This window comes from Flavobacterium sp. P3_A6 (genome assembly GCF_056403035.1).
This window is the reverse complement of the sequence record NZ_JBFUGG010000007.1, coordinates 127937-143192: the sequence shown is the minus strand read 5'-3', so window position 1 is coordinate 143192 and position 15256 is coordinate 127937. Positions and strand designations below refer to the sequence as shown.

Annotated in this window: 12 protein-coding genes; all 12 read right to left on the bottom strand. The window is 31.8% G+C overall.

The window, feature by feature from the left end:
• Window position 1 precedes the first annotated feature (1 nt).
• Window positions 2-1888: an asparagine synthase (glutamine-hydrolyzing) gene (gene asnB, locus AC1DVP_RS09460; protein WP_477183230.1), complete on the bottom strand. Its 1887-nt coding sequence runs from the start codon at window positions 1886-1888 to the stop codon at window positions 2-4.
• 25 nt (window positions 1889-1913) lie between these two features.
• Window positions 1914-2924: a glycosyltransferase family 2 protein gene (locus AC1DVP_RS09455; RefSeq protein ID WP_477183229.1), complete on the bottom strand. Its 1011-nt coding sequence runs from the start codon at window positions 2922-2924 to the stop codon at window positions 1914-1916.
• The gene (locus AC1DVP_RS09450) at window positions 2909-3802 is read right to left on the bottom strand and encodes an alpha-1,2-fucosyltransferase (protein ID WP_477183228.1); all 894 of its coding nucleotides are present in this window, start codon (window positions 3800-3802) and stop codon (window positions 2909-2911) included. The genes AC1DVP_RS09455 and AC1DVP_RS09450 overlap by 16 nt, the downstream gene beginning before the upstream one ends.
• 7 nt (window positions 3803-3809) lie before the next feature.
• Window positions 3810-4451 (bottom strand): acyltransferase, encoded by a 642-nt coding sequence (locus tag AC1DVP_RS09445; RefSeq protein WP_477183227.1) that lies wholly within the window; start codon window positions 4449-4451, stop codon window positions 3810-3812.
• Entirely contained in the window at window positions 4452-5969 is a 1518-nt protein-coding gene (locus AC1DVP_RS09440; protein ID WP_477183226.1) for a lipopolysaccharide biosynthesis protein, read from the bottom strand. It lies immediately after the preceding gene.
• Between the two features lie 31 nt (window positions 5970-6000).
• The gene (locus AC1DVP_RS09435) at window positions 6001-7275 is read right to left on the bottom strand and encodes a nucleotide sugar dehydrogenase (RefSeq protein ID WP_477183225.1); all 1275 of its coding nucleotides are present in this window, start codon (window positions 7273-7275) and stop codon (window positions 6001-6003) included.
• Between the two features lie 48 nt (window positions 7276-7323).
• A complete protein-coding gene (locus AC1DVP_RS09430; protein ID WP_477183224.1) occupies window positions 7324-8289 on the bottom strand; it encodes an SDR family oxidoreductase in 966 nt (321 codons plus the stop codon).
• Complete coding sequence (locus AC1DVP_RS09425) at window positions 8286-9347, bottom strand: Wzz/FepE/Etk N-terminal domain-containing protein (protein WP_477183223.1); 1062 nt, start codon at window positions 9345-9347, stop codon at window positions 8286-8288. Before AC1DVP_RS09425 ends, AC1DVP_RS09430 begins: the two co-directional genes overlap by 4 nt.
• A gap of 123 nt (window positions 9348-9470) precedes the next feature.
• On the bottom strand, window positions 9471-11927 hold the full coding sequence (locus AC1DVP_RS09420) for an SLBB domain-containing protein (RefSeq protein ID WP_477183222.1): 2457 nt from the start codon (window positions 11925-11927) through the stop codon (window positions 9471-9473).
• A gap of 345 nt (window positions 11928-12272) precedes the next feature.
• Window positions 12273-12737, bottom strand: a complete 465-nt coding sequence (locus tag AC1DVP_RS09415; protein ID WP_477183221.1) for a UpxY family transcription antiterminator — start codon at window positions 12735-12737, stop codon at window positions 12273-12275.
• 45 nt (window positions 12738-12782) lie between these two features.
• On the bottom strand, window positions 12783-13829 hold the full coding sequence (gene rfbB, locus AC1DVP_RS09410; protein ID WP_477183220.1) for a dTDP-glucose 4,6-dehydratase: 1047 nt from the start codon (window positions 13827-13829) through the stop codon (window positions 12783-12785).
• 76 nt (window positions 13830-13905) lie between these two features.
• Window positions 13906-15189: a nucleotide sugar dehydrogenase gene (locus AC1DVP_RS09405; RefSeq protein WP_477183219.1), complete on the bottom strand. Its 1284-nt coding sequence runs from the start codon at window positions 15187-15189 to the stop codon at window positions 13906-13908.
• Window positions 15190-15256: the final 67 nt, after the last annotated feature.

Genomic DNA, 15256 nt, shown 5'->3' with positions numbered 1-15256 from the left:
ATTAAACCATCCATTCTTTATACCATAATTGAAATTGAAGCAACTTCCATATCATGGTTGAATTTTCTAATTTATTTTTATCAAAATCAATCCTTAATCTCTTTACATATTCAATGTTAAATATACCTACTTCAGATAAACGATGTTCATTTAGGTTCTCATCTAATAAAAATGCCAAATCTTTTTTAAGCCAAGAATCTATTGGAATAACAAAACCATTTTTAGGGCGATCCATTAAATTTTTAGGGATATACCTATAAAGGATATCTTTCAGAATTCTTTTTTGAGTATTTTTTATTTTAAAATCAGAAGGTAACTGGGCTACATATTCTATTATTCTATGATCTAAAAAAGGTTCACGTCCTTCTAAAGCAACTGCCATTGTCGCTCTATCCACTTTTGTTAATATATCATTCTGCATATAAAATGAATAATCAATTGCTAGCGCCGCCGATAAATTATCATTACACTTTGAAAAATCAAGGTCAAAAATTAATTTCTCCTCATTTCTTTGAAAGTTCAACAATTCGTTAACTTGACTCTTCTCAATTAAAAAATAACTTTTTTGTAAATTTTGCGCAAGATTATTCTTACCCTGTTGTAAAACATCCGAGATAGCAATAAACTTTCTTTTCAGTTTAAAATCTTTAAGAAAAAAACTCAAAAACTTTAAAGTCTTACCTGAAATTTTGAATAAAAATTTAGGTAATTTTGAAAGTGTTTTAATATTACTTAGATAGGTATTGTAATAAGTATATCCACCAAATATTTCATCACCACCGTCCGCAGACAAAGCTACAGTAACATCATTTCTTGCTAATTTACTAACCAAAATGGTTGGTATGGCTGAACTATCTGCAAAAGGTTCGTCATAATAAAATGGGAGAGTTGGAATAATATCCTGTGCTTCTTTAGTTGTACAATAATAATCTGTATGATCTGTACCTAAATGCTTAGCAATCTCTTTTGCAAAAGGGACTTCATCTGTTCCATCTGCAAAACCAATTGTAAATGTTTTTAATTTTGTATCTCTCCTGTTTTTCTGCAATATCGCTGTGACTAATGATGAATCAACTCCACCGCTCAAAAAAACACCTACAGGCACATCGGCTACCATTCTATATTCACAGGCAGACTGAATTAACTTTTCCAATTCGTCTGAAGCTACTTCATAAGAAACATTCGATTTTGGCAAGAAATAAGCATCGACAACATTCCAGTATTTATCAATCTTAATACTCTTAGATTCCAGATTCAATTTAAGTATATGTCCTGGATTCAGTTTTTTACAATTCTCAAAAATGCAATTGGGTGCGGGAATAAACCCAAAATCAAAATATTGAAATACAGCATTTTTGTTGATTTTTTTAATAAAACTAGGATGTTTATGGAAGGCTTTTAATTCAGAAGCAAATAGTAACAAGTCATTTTCCCAGTAATAGTATAATGGCTTAACACCTGCCCTATCTCTTATTATAGTTAATTCATTTAAATTTCTATCTAATATGACAAATGCGAACATCCCGATAAACTTTTTCACACAATTTTCGCCCCATTCGGCAAAAGCATGCAAAACCACTTCAGTATCAGTTTCAGATACAAATTTATGCCCTAATATAATTAACTCATTCTTAATTTCTGAGTAATTATATATTTCACCATTTAAGAGTATACTATATTTGTCATAATTCATGGGTTGATGCCCCGCTTTAGAAAGATCTATAATTGATAATCTATTATGCCCAAAACCCACATTTACAGACTCTAAATCATAGAGTTCCCCTCCACTATCATCAGGCCCTCTATGTGTCAATGTAGATACCATTTCGCTCAAAATTTCAATATCACTTTTCTTCGTAAAATCTACAAATCCACTTAATCCACACATACTTAATTTATTTCTATAAAAACATTTAATTGTTAAGTGATTTCAAATATATAGATAAAGCCGTTTTAAGCCCAAATCTCTTTTTTACTTCTAGCAAACATTTTATCTTATTATCTATAGCAAATTTCAATATATGAATTCTTGATTTTGAAATAATAGCTGTTTTTTGAAAATCCTCTAATAAATCATATACTACTCTGGAATCTTCTTTATTCCAAAAATGCATTTTTGCTATTGATAAATAAATCCATTTTTCAAAATAGTCAAGAAAATAATCAAGAAAATATTGCTCTGGCTTATATTTTAAAAAGATTAATTCTAATTGGCTTAAAACAACATCTTGATGTCTCAAGTAATTAACTGGACTTATTGTAGTTGTTATAGAACTTGAATTATCGAAATAAACATAATGAATTGCTTTAGAAAGATATATAGCCTTTGATTTCAAAAGAATTTCAATAGAATATACTAAATCTTCCTCGGAATTCAATCCAACGTTACCATAAATAATATCATCTAACAATTCTCTTTTAACAATTTTATTCCAGCAAGCCCCTTCAAACAAATTTAAAACCTCTTTTTTACCAGAAACCACTTTATTCGTCTTAATGGGTTCAATCTTAGTTTGCACACCCAAGCTATTTTCGCGCAAATAATTAAAGACCACAACATCAGCTGAATTTGCATTTACTATTTTGTATAAGTTCTCTAAAGCACCAGATAATAACCAATCATCTGAATCCACATGCATTATATACTCACCAGTTGAAACGCAAATTCCTGTTGAACGCGCACAAGACAACTTTTTATTTACTTCATGTTCTATTACAATAAGTCTTTTTTCGCGCTTTTGATACTCTTTAAGTATATAAAGACTATTGTCTGTTGAACAATCATCTACAGCAATTACTTCAAAAACATTTGAAAATTGTTGCTTAAAAATTGAGTCTAAACATCTTTCTAAAAACTTCTCAACATTATAAACTGGTACAATAATCGATATGGCAGGTCGAGACAGTACTACATTCTTATCCATTCATCTGGTATTAAATCATTTGTTTGTTTATTGAGAATTTCATTAGAAAACCATTGTTTTGGCGCAATGACAATTTTACATGTATTTGAATTTAACCAAGCACCCCACCAACTAAAACTACTATTGGCTATTATATTATGCTTACAAACACTCATCAACTGCATATCAATATAAGATTTACCGCCGTTATTTCCAGATATAAAAGTAATTTGATATGGCAATATCAAATTTTCTTTCGCCCAATTTATATCATCTGAAAATACAAAAAAATGAGGATCTCTTAATTTATCTGAAATAAATTTAACAGCTTTCTCATAATAATCCAACGAACAAACACCATGAGTATTAGAAATAGCATTCTGAAAATCAGTTCTTCGTATATGTAAGCTAACAGAGTTCGTTTTTTTTATCAAGTCTACTATTTCTAAATTTTTATCATCTAATTGTTTACAAAAAGTAAACTCAGAACGAATCAAAGATTCAATAGAATCAAAATATTTTGCACTCTGCCAATAACCCGACAGAAAACAATCTTTTCCAACTATTTTAATATTTGAATTATATGAAAACTTATTTTCTATAAAATACTTTGACATTTGAATTCCATTAAAACCTAACTTAAAAGCTAACACATTAGCAACTTTATATACTATTGGTTTTAACTTTTTTAAATCCTCAGTTCGGGCTTTCTTTGCATTAATACTAAATACATCAAACAATTCAAAAGAACGCTTTGTTGTTCCTTCAATAACTACATCTACTTTCAAAAAAGACAAATCTAAAATTAATGAAGTCTGATGTCTAAAAGCTAAAGCTTTCCCGCAAGCATACTGAAACATTTGATTCCCCAAACCACCGTTCTGCTGGATAATAATCATAATTTAATTAATCTATTTCGTATTTTTCTTTATATAAATTAATATACACTAACCTTTCTTCAACACTTAACTTTCTATTTAATGAAGCATCTATTCTATTTGAAATAACTTTTGCCGGCACTCCCCCAACAATATCAAAAGGAGCTACATTTTTAGTAACTACACTATTTGCAGAAACAACTGCATTATGCCCTATTGTAACACCGTCCGTTATTGTAGCATTTGCTCCAATCCAAACACCATCTTCAATCACTATTGGCCCTTTTGACAAATCACCAGCATGTCGCATAGGCTTGTCGAGTTGCTTATAATCATGGTTTCCAGAAGCAATCATGCAATGTGGTGCAATCATCACATTATCACCAATATAAACACCATTACCACCATAAATAACAGTAAATGGATTAATTTGTGTACACTTCCCAATCTCAACACGGTTTCTATAAGTTTTAATTACAACATACTCTTGTATTTCAACGTACTTTTTTATTATAATTAGTTTCTTATTTTCAAGTATAGCCCTTTTATGAACAAAATAACCAAATTTCATCTTATATGCATATTTTATCCGATATTTAAGATGAAATAAAAATTCGGAAAATCCAATTTCTCTAAGTCTATTAATCTTTGTTTTAAATAAAAAGTTCATTTATCTAAAGATTTTTATATTAAAAAAAGATGAAATATATTTAATTAAGACAACACGTACACAACTTAGTGATAGGCCTGTTGCTATAAATGAAATCACACCAGTCGTCAGAATCCAGATAAAAGTAAAAATATGAGAACCTAAGTTTGGATAGATTATCCACGATATAATACAAATGGCAAAAGAAACTATTCCGGGCAATACTATATCATTTAAATACCATTCCTTTTTCTCTTCAGAAAAATATCTTTTAAAGAAAAAAGGAACCATAAAAACAACATAAGTACTATTCATTATAATCCACGCAATTCCAGCACCTACACCTTTAAGCCAATAAACCATAAAAATAATCAAAGGGACAATTAAAAACACTTGTACTAAATTAGTATAAGTTATTAACAATGGCCATCCAAAGGCAGGAGCACTATTGGCCGGCAACGATACAATTCCATTCAACATTGTACCAAAAACCAAGAGACTTACAATCAACCAGCTATTACTTGCAATTAGAGGATCATCCATCCATAATGTCAATATTTGCTCCGAAAAGATAATAATGATAGCACAAACCGGAAAAAGAATTAAAGATAGCCACTGTGAAGAAGTATGGAAAAATCTTCTTAGTTGAATCATATCTTTTTTTTCATAAAGTTGTACCAAATTAGGAAATATAGAAACATTAAAAGGAATAATAATCATCCAAATTGCTGAAGAAACTGTAGCTGCTATCGAATAATAACCAAACATTTTAAGAGTCAACATTTTGCTTAATATGACCTTGTCAAGTTGTGACATAATAATACCTAGCAAAGCATTAGCTGATATAGCAGCTGCATATCGCCAAATATCTTTAATAATTTGCATATCAAATCTCGCAACCTGCTTCGATTTCGGCAATGAAAACCACATTGAACAAAAAAATAAGACGCTACCCATAAAACTCATAAAAACCTGCCAACGAAAGAAAACCTCAATACTCGGAGCTACAAGCCAAAGCATCAAAACAGACCCTCCTCCTCGAACAGTTGACAATATTACATTAATTACATTAACAAGAATCTGTCTTTGCAATCCCATTAACCCTCCTTGATATAAAGAGATAGGGAACTGGAAAGCTAAGGAAATTCCCATCAACTGAATTGAAGAAACAATCCTTGACGAAGGTATCGTCTCTGAATTTATCCATGAATTTGCAATAAAAGAAGAAAATAAATAAATAAACAATCCAGCTAATAAAGCTAAACCCCAATAAATGAGTTCCAAGGTTCTTACCAAATCTCTTTGCTCTTTTTCTTGATTTTTATTTACTGATCTTCGGGCAATTTCTCTAATCAAGGTATCTCCTATACCCAAATCAAGTAACCCCATAACACTTGTTAGAGTAGCAAAAAAACCAACTAGACCATATGACTCGATTCCTATAAATTTAATGTAAACAGGTATGAGAGCAATAGACAAAATTGATGACCATATTCTACCTAAATAATTTGCAATTAAATTTTTACCAAAAAAAGCCATATATAATTATCCTCTAGTTTTTAAAAAAATCCTACAATCTGCCATCAACCGAATTTCCAATAAAGTTTTTCACATCGTACAAAACACTTAATTCTTTTTGAAAATCACCCACATTTAACTTTAAAAACTCATCATGAGCCACGCCTAAAACTATAGCATCAAATTTATCATTTGGAATAATTCTTGTCGTATTTAAACTGTATTCATGCATAACTTCTACAGGATTTGCCATTGGATCAAATATAGTAACTTCAATTCCATAATCGCTTAAAGCTTTTACCACGTCAACAATTTTAGTGTTACGTACATCTGGACAATTTTCTTTAAAAGTAATTCCAAGCAATAATAAATTAGCGCCTTTTATAGCTATCCCTTTTTTGATCATTAATTTTATCACTTGCAAAGCCACGTACTCTCCCATACTGTCGTTCAATCTACGCCCAGCCAATATAATTTCGGGATGATAACCAAATTCCTGAGCTCGTTGTGCTAAATAATAGGGATCTACGCCGATGCAATGTCCTCCTACTAAACCAGGTTTAAATGGCAAAAAATTCCACTTTGTTCCCGCCGCTTCCAATACTGCTTGAGTATCAATATTCATTAAGTTAAATATTTTAGCTAATTCGTTAACAAAAGCTATATTGATATCACGTTGTGAATTTTCAATAACTTTGGCCGCTTCCGCTACTTTAATGCTTGGTGCCAAATGAGTACCAGCAATAATGACACTTTTGTACAATTCATCAACTATAATTCCAATTTCGGGCGTTGAACCTGCAGTAACTTTCAAAATTTTTTCAACGGTATGTTCTTTATCCCCTGGATTAATTCTTTCTGGAGAATATCCTGCAAAAAAGTCAACATTAAATTCCAATCCAGATACTTTTTCCAAGACAGGGACGCACTCTTCTTCAGTAACGCCAGGATATACTGTTGATTCATAAATTACTATATCTCCCTTTTTTAAAACTTTACCAACTGTTTCACTTGCTTTATACAAAGGAGTCAAATCAGGGCGATTATTTTTATCTACGGGTGTTGGCACTGTAACAATATAAATATTGCAACCTTTTAAAACTTCTAAATCATCTGTACAATACAATCCATTTTGATCTAAAATTTGATTTTTCAAAACAGCTTGTAAAATAGAATCATCTACTTCAAGAGTACTATCATGTCCATTATTTAGCTCACAAATTCTGGTCTTATTAATATCAAATCCAACCGTAGGATACTTAGTAGCAAATAATCTTGCTAATGGAAGTCCAACATAACCTAATCCAATAATACCTATTTTTTTCATGCAAAATCCATCTTTTATATCAAAATCAACTTTAAATAAACTGATTTTTTATTTCAAATTATTATAATACCAAGAGACCGCTTCTTTTATACCTTCTTGAATTGAAAAATGAGGTTTATAACCTAGTAACATTTCAGCTTTAGCAATACTAGCCAAAGAATGAGGAATATCACCAGCTCTATTAGGTCCATGTAAAACTTCAACATCAGCTATTTTAGCATCAAAAGCAGATAAATGATCTCTCAATAAATTAACTAATTGTATCAAAGTTGTCCTGTCCCCGTATGCAGTATTATAAACCGTATTAATCGCCTCAACATTTTGAGTGATCATAGCTAACTCATTCATCTGTATCACATTGTCGATATATGTAAAATCTCTTGAATAATTACCATCTCCATTTATTATTGGACTTTCATACTTCATAAATTGCATTACAAACTTTGGTATTACCGCTGCATATGCACCTTGGGGATCTTGTCTTCTTCCAAAAACATTAAAATACCGCAACCCAACGGTTTCAATTCCATAGGTTTTAGAAAAGATATCGGCATATAATTCATTAACATATTTAGTAATAGCATATGGTGACAATGGTTTTCCAATTATGTCTTCTACTTTTGGCAAACCCTGTGAGTCACCGTAAGTAGATGAACTCGCTGCATAAACAAACCTTTTTACTTTTGCATCTCGAGCAGCAGTAAGCATATTTAAAAAACCACTGACATTGACATCATTTGTTGCAATTGGGTTATTAATTGAACGAGGTACTGATCCTAATGCAGCCTGATGCAAAACATAATCTACACCATTAACTGCCTTTTGACAATCTAATAAATTACATATATCCCCTTCAATAAGCAAATACCTAGAATTTTTCAAAAAAAATTGAATATTGTGTCTATATCCTGTACTGAAATTATCAAGACAAACAACTTCATAACCTTTATCTAAAAAATATTCCGTCAAATTGGAACCAATAAAACCCGCACCACCTGTAATTAATACTTTCATATGCTTTTAAATATTTTTCTTACGATCAATCCTGATATCGCCAGAAATCCTGCCAAAAAACTACCTAATAACAACCCAACCGCCTTACCAAATTTTTCTTTCTTCAGTGGCAAAATAGGCCTATCAATAACCTGAATTAATGGGGTTTCCTTACGCAATGTCACTTTAGCCAATTCTGATTGTTTTACTAATTCTGTAAGTATAGCGGTATTAGCTTGTACATCCACTTGTCTTCTGGCCGAAGGAGCTCTGCGAACGTTAAGAGCCGGGTTCAAATTAAATGTATTATCATTAGCTACAGCTACCCCGGTAATAGCACCATTCAATTCAGTACGAACAGAATCGACTTGATGCTCTAAAATTTCCATGTTCATACGTGCTTTTTTACTTTTTGTATCAACATAAAATTTACCTACCTGTTTTGCTAGAGCTTCACAAAATCTAAGAGAAAACAGTTCATTATTTGATGCTACGTCCATCGATATAATGGATATCTTTTTATCCTTTTGAGCTACAGACAAAGAATTTTTAGATAAATTTTTGTAAATTTCTCCCAAAATGCTATCATGTACCCGTGTAAAATACTTACGTTTAGTATTCGGTAAAAATTGAACGTTTTTGAATTTAAGATTATCATTCCACTTATCTCTCCACTCATTGTTTTGAATATACATTTCAGCCAGAGAAATCACTTTTCCATTTACTATAATCGGAGTTAATAAAGTTTGCTCGACCATTCTGCGAGATTTAAACAATTCAGTCAAATTGGAACCTGTAAAAATACTTCCACCTCCAGTTCCAAAATCAATGCCGAAAGAACTGGCTAACCCAAGAGCACCTCCCAATCCGCCTCCAGATTTTTCATCTTCCAATGCAAATGTTAATGTTGCTGTATAAATTGGTTTTCTGATAAAAGAATAAGCTAGTCCCAAAGTAGCACCAAATACTCCTACTAATACAATAATTTTCCATTGAGACAATAAATAAGCATACCACTCTTTTGCTTTTTCCAGTAACTCCTTTAAGGATATTTCGTCGTTACGAATTTGTTCGTTCATTTTTTATGTAAGTTTCATTTCTGAATCACTATTCAACCTTTGCCTTCTCTATTCTATTCTCTAAATCTCTTTAACCTTTTAACCCAAGACCATAATTCACAACCAAAAATAGATAACCGAAAACTATTTAAATGAAGTGACAATCAACAGTGCCAAACTTGTAATAACACTTCCTATACTTACCCATTCACCAGTAGACATTTTCTTTGTCTCAGGTTTTTCAGGCACCACGATTTGAGAACCAGCCTCTACTCTTGGACTAGATCTAATCAATAAAAACCTACGTGTTACTGCAGCTTCTCCATTTGGGTAAATAACATACGCTTTGTTTCTCCAACCTTTAGCATCCAACCCTCCAACAGCATCAAGGTAATAATTAAATCCTCTACCTTTTTTATATGGAATCTCTGAAGTCAAAAGGACATTTCCAGCAACTTTTACAGTCTCATTGAAAGCAGAAACCTCGATTTCATCTCCAGGCTGTAAAGTTACATTTGCGTTTCCATTTTGATTTCTGACAACTTTTTCCCAATCAACTGGAATAGTTGCATACTTTAAATCTTCTTTTAATTTCTTTTTCAATTTATTTTGGATACTGTCTTTTTTACCCAAATTTAAATTTACATTCTCTAAATCTTCAATCTGACTTTTTTTGATAGGTCTTTTTATTTTCACTCCGTTCAAACTTGCCAACGATGTAAGCCCGCCAGCTCTTTGAATAACATTGTAAATCTTCTCCTTTTTATTAGCCAAAACATATTTTCCAGGATAGGAAACCGATCCGGATATGGTTATCATCTCAGGTTTCTCAATAACTGCCATTCGTCTAATATTAACTACATCAAAAGGTTTCAGTTCAAAATTAATTGATTGTTCATTCGAATCTGGAGTAATTTCAATATTAAACAATTCAACTTTGTTCGGATTAGAATCATCTATATCTTCAGCCTTAATCATTCTCGCTATTTCAACACGTTTGGATGCTGAACCCGTCAAGCCACCTGCAACAATAATTAAATCATTCAACGTTAAATTATCCTGATAATCATAAACATCCGGTTTTTTTACTTCACCATCAATCGTTACTTTATATTCTTCCCTAAAATCCAAAATAGAATAGACTGTAACTATATCTTCTTTTTTTAAAGCTATATCGGCATTCAAATCACCTGCTATTGCTTTAGATAAATCAACATTAACAATTTCAGTCGTCAAATCTTCTTTCAACCGAATGATTCTCGCTCTTTTAAGATAGGCATCTTCTTTTAATCCTTCGGCCTGACGAATCAAATCTAAAACTCTCATTCCTTGGTAAAAAGAATAAGTATTCGGTCTGAACACTGCACCATTAATGATGATACGGTTTTCAAAACGGTTTAAAATTTTAGAAACACGAAACACATCTCCGTTCAATGGCTGATAACTGCCATATTGAGCCACTTGTATATCAGCTACTTTAAATTCTTTTCCTGTTTTTTGCAAAACATTTACCGATGCCGTGTAAGCCAACTCGTTGAATCCAGAAGTAAAATTCAATAAATCGGAGAATTTTTCCCCTTTTTTCATTTCAAAAATACCTGGACGCTTTACCTCTCCTTCTACTGTAACCCTATTAATATAAGCTGGAATACGGATAACATCATTATCTTTTAATCCCACATTATCGGATTGGTTTCCATTCACCAAAAAACGATAAATATCGATATTCTTATATACTTTATTATTTCTTATCAACTCAATATTTCTGTAACTCCCATTTTTTCCAGGTCCTCCACCTAAAAACAAAGCATTATATACCGTTGCTAAAGAAGAAACAGAATAATTTCCTGGTTGTTTACTTCCAATAATAGTAATCTTTATTGTACGAATACGGCTTAAGCTAACTGTAACCTGCGATTGTCCAGAACGTACACTACTATAAATTCTAGAAATGGCAGCTTTTATTTTTTGAGTTGCAGCTTCAATAGTCATTCCTGAAACTGAAATTTGTCCAACGTATTGAATATTTACTTTTCCTTCTACCGTTACAGGTACGCTGTCATCAAACTCCTGCACTCCATTAACACTCACTTGTAATTCATCCCCTGGACCCAAAACATAATTCACAGGTGTTGCCAATTTTAAATTGGGCTGAAAATTCAAAGTAGGATTATCAAACAATTCTGATCCAAAAACTAGAGAATTTAAACTATCTTTTACTTTCTTGTTTTCAATTTTTTCTTGTTTACGTTGGGTATCTCCACTATCATCTTCTTCATCTTGTGAATCTATATCTTTTAATTTCTTCTTATTCGTTTTTTTATCCACCTCAGCTTTGGGAGCTTCTAGAAGAGACAAACGTTTTTTTAACTTAGCAAATTCTGTAGCACTCATCCCTTTAGATAAAGCCATAGACTCCACTTGATCAATTGTTACGTTATTGCTTTGTAACTGCGCTTTTATTTTAGCGATATCTCCATCCGATAAATAATCTACTCTTACTGTGCTTAAATCATTTCCTTTTAAAATATCCTGAGCTAAAACAGAGTTGGTCTGAAAAAGAGCTATAATAAAGATAATTACTGTAAGTGTTTTTTTCATTTCTAATGTTAATTTATTTTTTGGGCAATGAAATTATTAAATTTCATTGCCAATAATAGTACTTGAACTCTTAGTTATTTTACAAGACATCTAGTTGGTATTTTAACAGATGTTTAAAATATTTATTTTATCTAGTAGAAAAATCAGCACGGCTTCGCCCTTATGAGTCCCATTTTTCACTCACATTTATATTTTTCTAAGAATTCGCAAATTTATATTAAAAAAAGGATTTATACCCTCTTTTAGGTTGTTCTTTTGAGGCTCAAATCTTATTAATAATAAATTAATCATTATTATTTTACAATCCCTTTTAAACAAATAACTTAAGTCAATAAAAAGATTAAACTATTTTTTTTTAACTTTAAGAATACACCCCAAAGATTCTAAAATAAGTATATAATGATTCTGTTTTATCTCTTTTACAATTGCCGATTGTGCCAAAAACGGGCCTGACTCTAATATAATCTTATCCCCTTGTTGCCATTTATCAACCACTACCTCAAAGGCATTTGGCTCATTCAGCCAATCTTGAATGATTTTAATTTCCTTTTCTTTTACAATAGCAGGTTTTCCTAACCAAAACAGGTATCGGATAGCGCCAGGCACTTCAAAAATAACATTGCGCTGTTTTTCATCAATTTGTACAAAAATATAGGAATTAAACATTGGTACTTGTATCTTCTTTTTACGGTCTGACCATTGACTCAATTTAGTCAACAATGGACAATAGGCAGTAATTCCTATTTCATTCAACCGTTCCGCAACTTTCTTTTCCCATTTGGGTTTGGTATAAACTACGTACCAGTTCATTTTTTTTTAATTTTAATACAAGTAAATCTAAAAATCTAATTTTTACTAAGAATACTGTTTTTCATAATAGGAAGCATAAGCTCCAGAAGTTACATTGTTTAACCAATCTTGATTATTCAAATACCAATCAATTGTAATTTCTAAACCTTGTTCAAACGTTACAGACGGCTTCCATCCTAACTGAGTGTTTATTTTTGTAGCATCAATAGCATAACGCAAATCATGCCCTGGCCTGTCTTTCACATACGTAATTAATTGGGCAGATTCTCCATTTACTCTTCCTAATTTTTGATCCATGATTTTACATAAAACCTTGACTAAATCAATATTCTTCCATTCGTTAAAACCACCAATATTGTAGGTTTCATGATTTTTCCCATCGTGGAATACTAAGTCGATGGCAACAGCATGATCTTTTACAAACAACCAATCTCTTGTATAATTCCCATCTCCATAAACAGGTAATGGCTTATTATTGATAATATTATTAATAAATAATGGAATTAATTTTTCCGGAAAATGGAAAGGACCGTAATTATTAGAACAATTTGTAATTACATAAGGCAAGCCATAGGTTTCACCGTAGGCACGAACAAAATGATCTGAACTTGCTTTGGACGCTGAATAAGGCGAATTAGGATCGTATGGAGTAGTTTCTGTAAACAAACCTTCAGCTCCAAGTGAACCATAAACTTCATCGGTACTTACATGGTAAAAACGTTTTCCATCAAAATTTCCTAACCATATTTTTTTGGCTGCATTTAACAAATTCATAGTACCAATCACATTGGTCTTTACAAAGTCCAAAGGATCTTCAATAGAACGGTCTACATGAGACTCAGCTGCCAGATGAATCACTCCATCAAACAAATGTTCTTGAAACAAATTATCAATAAAATTTTCATCGGTAATATCTCCTTTTACAAAAGTGTAATTAGATTCGTTCTCGATATCCTTGATGTTTTCTAAATTCCCAGCATAGGTCAAAGCATCCAAATTAAAAATTTGATAATTTGGATAGTTATTCACAAATCGCCTTACGACATGTGAACCGATAAAACCAGCTCCTCCTGTAATAAGTATTTTTTTCATAATTTAATTCTTTTTAAATTTTAACCTAAACTTTATATTTAAAGCTTCTTCTATTTAGTTTTATAAATCTAATCTATCATAGTCTACCATCCACCTTATCAATCAGAATTCCCTTAACATCATAAAGCACACTATTCTCTTTTCTTAGCAAATTGATGTTTAAATTTAAAAACTCTTCATGTGCAACACCCAAAACTACAGCGTCAAAAACCGTATTAGGCTTTTCATTTATTGTTTTTAGCCCATATTCATGATTCACTTCAGCTGGATTAGCCCATGGATCAAAAATAGTAATTTGAATTCCATAATCATCCAATGCTTTTATTACATCCACAATTTTAGTGTTCCGAACATCTGGGCAATTTTCTTTAAAGGTAATACCTAACATTAACAAACTAGCTCCATTGATTGAAATCCCTCTTTTAATCATCAGCTTCACAACTTGCGAAGCAACATATTCGCCCATACTGTCATTCAAACGACGGCCTGCCAATATAATTTCAGGATGATACCCTTTTTCTTGGGCTTTTTGTGCTAAATAATACGGGTCTACACCAATACAATGCCCTCCCACTAAACCGGGCTTAAAAGGCAGAAAATTCCATTTGGTACTAGCCGCTTTAAGTACGGCTGTTGTGTCAATACCCAAAAGATTGAAGATTTTTGCTAGTTCATTGACAAAAGCTATATTAATATCCCGCTGTGAATTCTCAATCACTTTAGCTGCTTCAGCAACTTTTATCGAAGGAGCAAGATGGGTTCCGGCAATGATTACGGATTGGTACAGCTTATCTACTTTTTGCCCTATTTCTGGTGTAGAACCTGAAGTAATTTTTAAAATTTTATCGACAGTATGCTCCTTATCTCCTGGATTAATCCGTTCTGGAGAATATCCTGCAAAAAAATCGATATTAAATTGTAATCCCGAAATTTTTTCTAAAACTGGAACACATTCCTCTTCAGTAACTCCTGGATATACAGTAGATTCATAAATAACAATATCTCCTTTTTTCAAAACAGAACCAACTGTCTCACTAGATTTGTACAAAGGGGTTAAATCAGGGCGATTATTTTTATCAACGGGTGTAGGCACTGTAACAATAAAATAATTACAGTCAGCAATATCTTTTACTTCTGAAGAACAAAACAGTCCGGTTTTATGACTCCCATTTTGAACTAATACACTTTGCAAAGTTTCACTATCAACCTCTAGAGTACTATCAATTCCCGATTGTAATGCTTTAACTCTTGACGTATTAATATCAAAACCTACAACTGAAAATTGGGTAGCAAACAATCGAGCCAAAGGCAAACCAACATACCCCAAACCTATTACTGCAATTTTTATGTCTTTATTCAACTTCTTATGATATTGTTGGCTTTTAAATTCCAATTATAAAACTCAAAGAATAACATTTTAATAATCA

What these genes read in the sequence shown, in the direction of transcription:
- asnB (WP_477183230.1), bottom strand. Translation starts at nt 1,888, where the DNA reads ATGTGTGGATTAAGTGGATTTGTAGATTTTACGAAGAAAAGTGATATT.
- AC1DVP_RS09455 (WP_477183229.1), bottom strand. Translation starts at nt 2,924, where the DNA reads ATGGATAAGAATGTAGTACTGTCTCGACCTGCCATATCGATTATTGTA.
- AC1DVP_RS09450 (WP_477183228.1), bottom strand. Translation starts at nt 3,802, where the DNA reads ATGATTATTATCCAGCAGAACGGTGGTTTGGGGAATCAAATGTTTCAG.
- AC1DVP_RS09445 (WP_477183227.1), bottom strand. Translation starts at nt 4,451, where the DNA reads ATGAACTTTTTATTTAAAACAAAGATTAATAGACTTAGAGAAATTGGA.
- AC1DVP_RS09440 (WP_477183226.1), bottom strand. Translation starts at nt 5,969, where the DNA reads ATGGCTTTTTTTGGTAAAAATTTAATTGCAAATTATTTAGGTAGAATA.
- AC1DVP_RS09435 (WP_477183225.1), bottom strand. Translation starts at nt 7,275, where the DNA reads ATGAAAAAAATAGGTATTATTGGATTAGGTTATGTTGGACTTCCATTA.
- AC1DVP_RS09430 (WP_477183224.1), bottom strand. Translation starts at nt 8,289, where the DNA reads ATGAAAGTATTAATTACAGGTGGTGCGGGTTTTATTGGTTCCAATTTG.
- AC1DVP_RS09425 (WP_477183223.1), bottom strand. Translation starts at nt 9,347, where the DNA reads ATGAACGAACAAATTCGTAACGACGAAATATCCTTAAAGGAGTTACTG.
- AC1DVP_RS09420 (WP_477183222.1), bottom strand. Translation starts at nt 11,927, where the DNA reads ATGAAAAAAACACTTACAGTAATTATCTTTATTATAGCTCTTTTTCAG.
- AC1DVP_RS09415 (WP_477183221.1), bottom strand. Translation starts at nt 12,737, where the DNA reads ATGAACTGGTACGTAGTTTATACCAAACCCAAATGGGAAAAGAAAGTT.
- rfbB (WP_477183220.1), bottom strand. Translation starts at nt 13,829, where the DNA reads ATGAAAAAAATACTTATTACAGGAGGAGCTGGTTTTATCGGTTCACAT.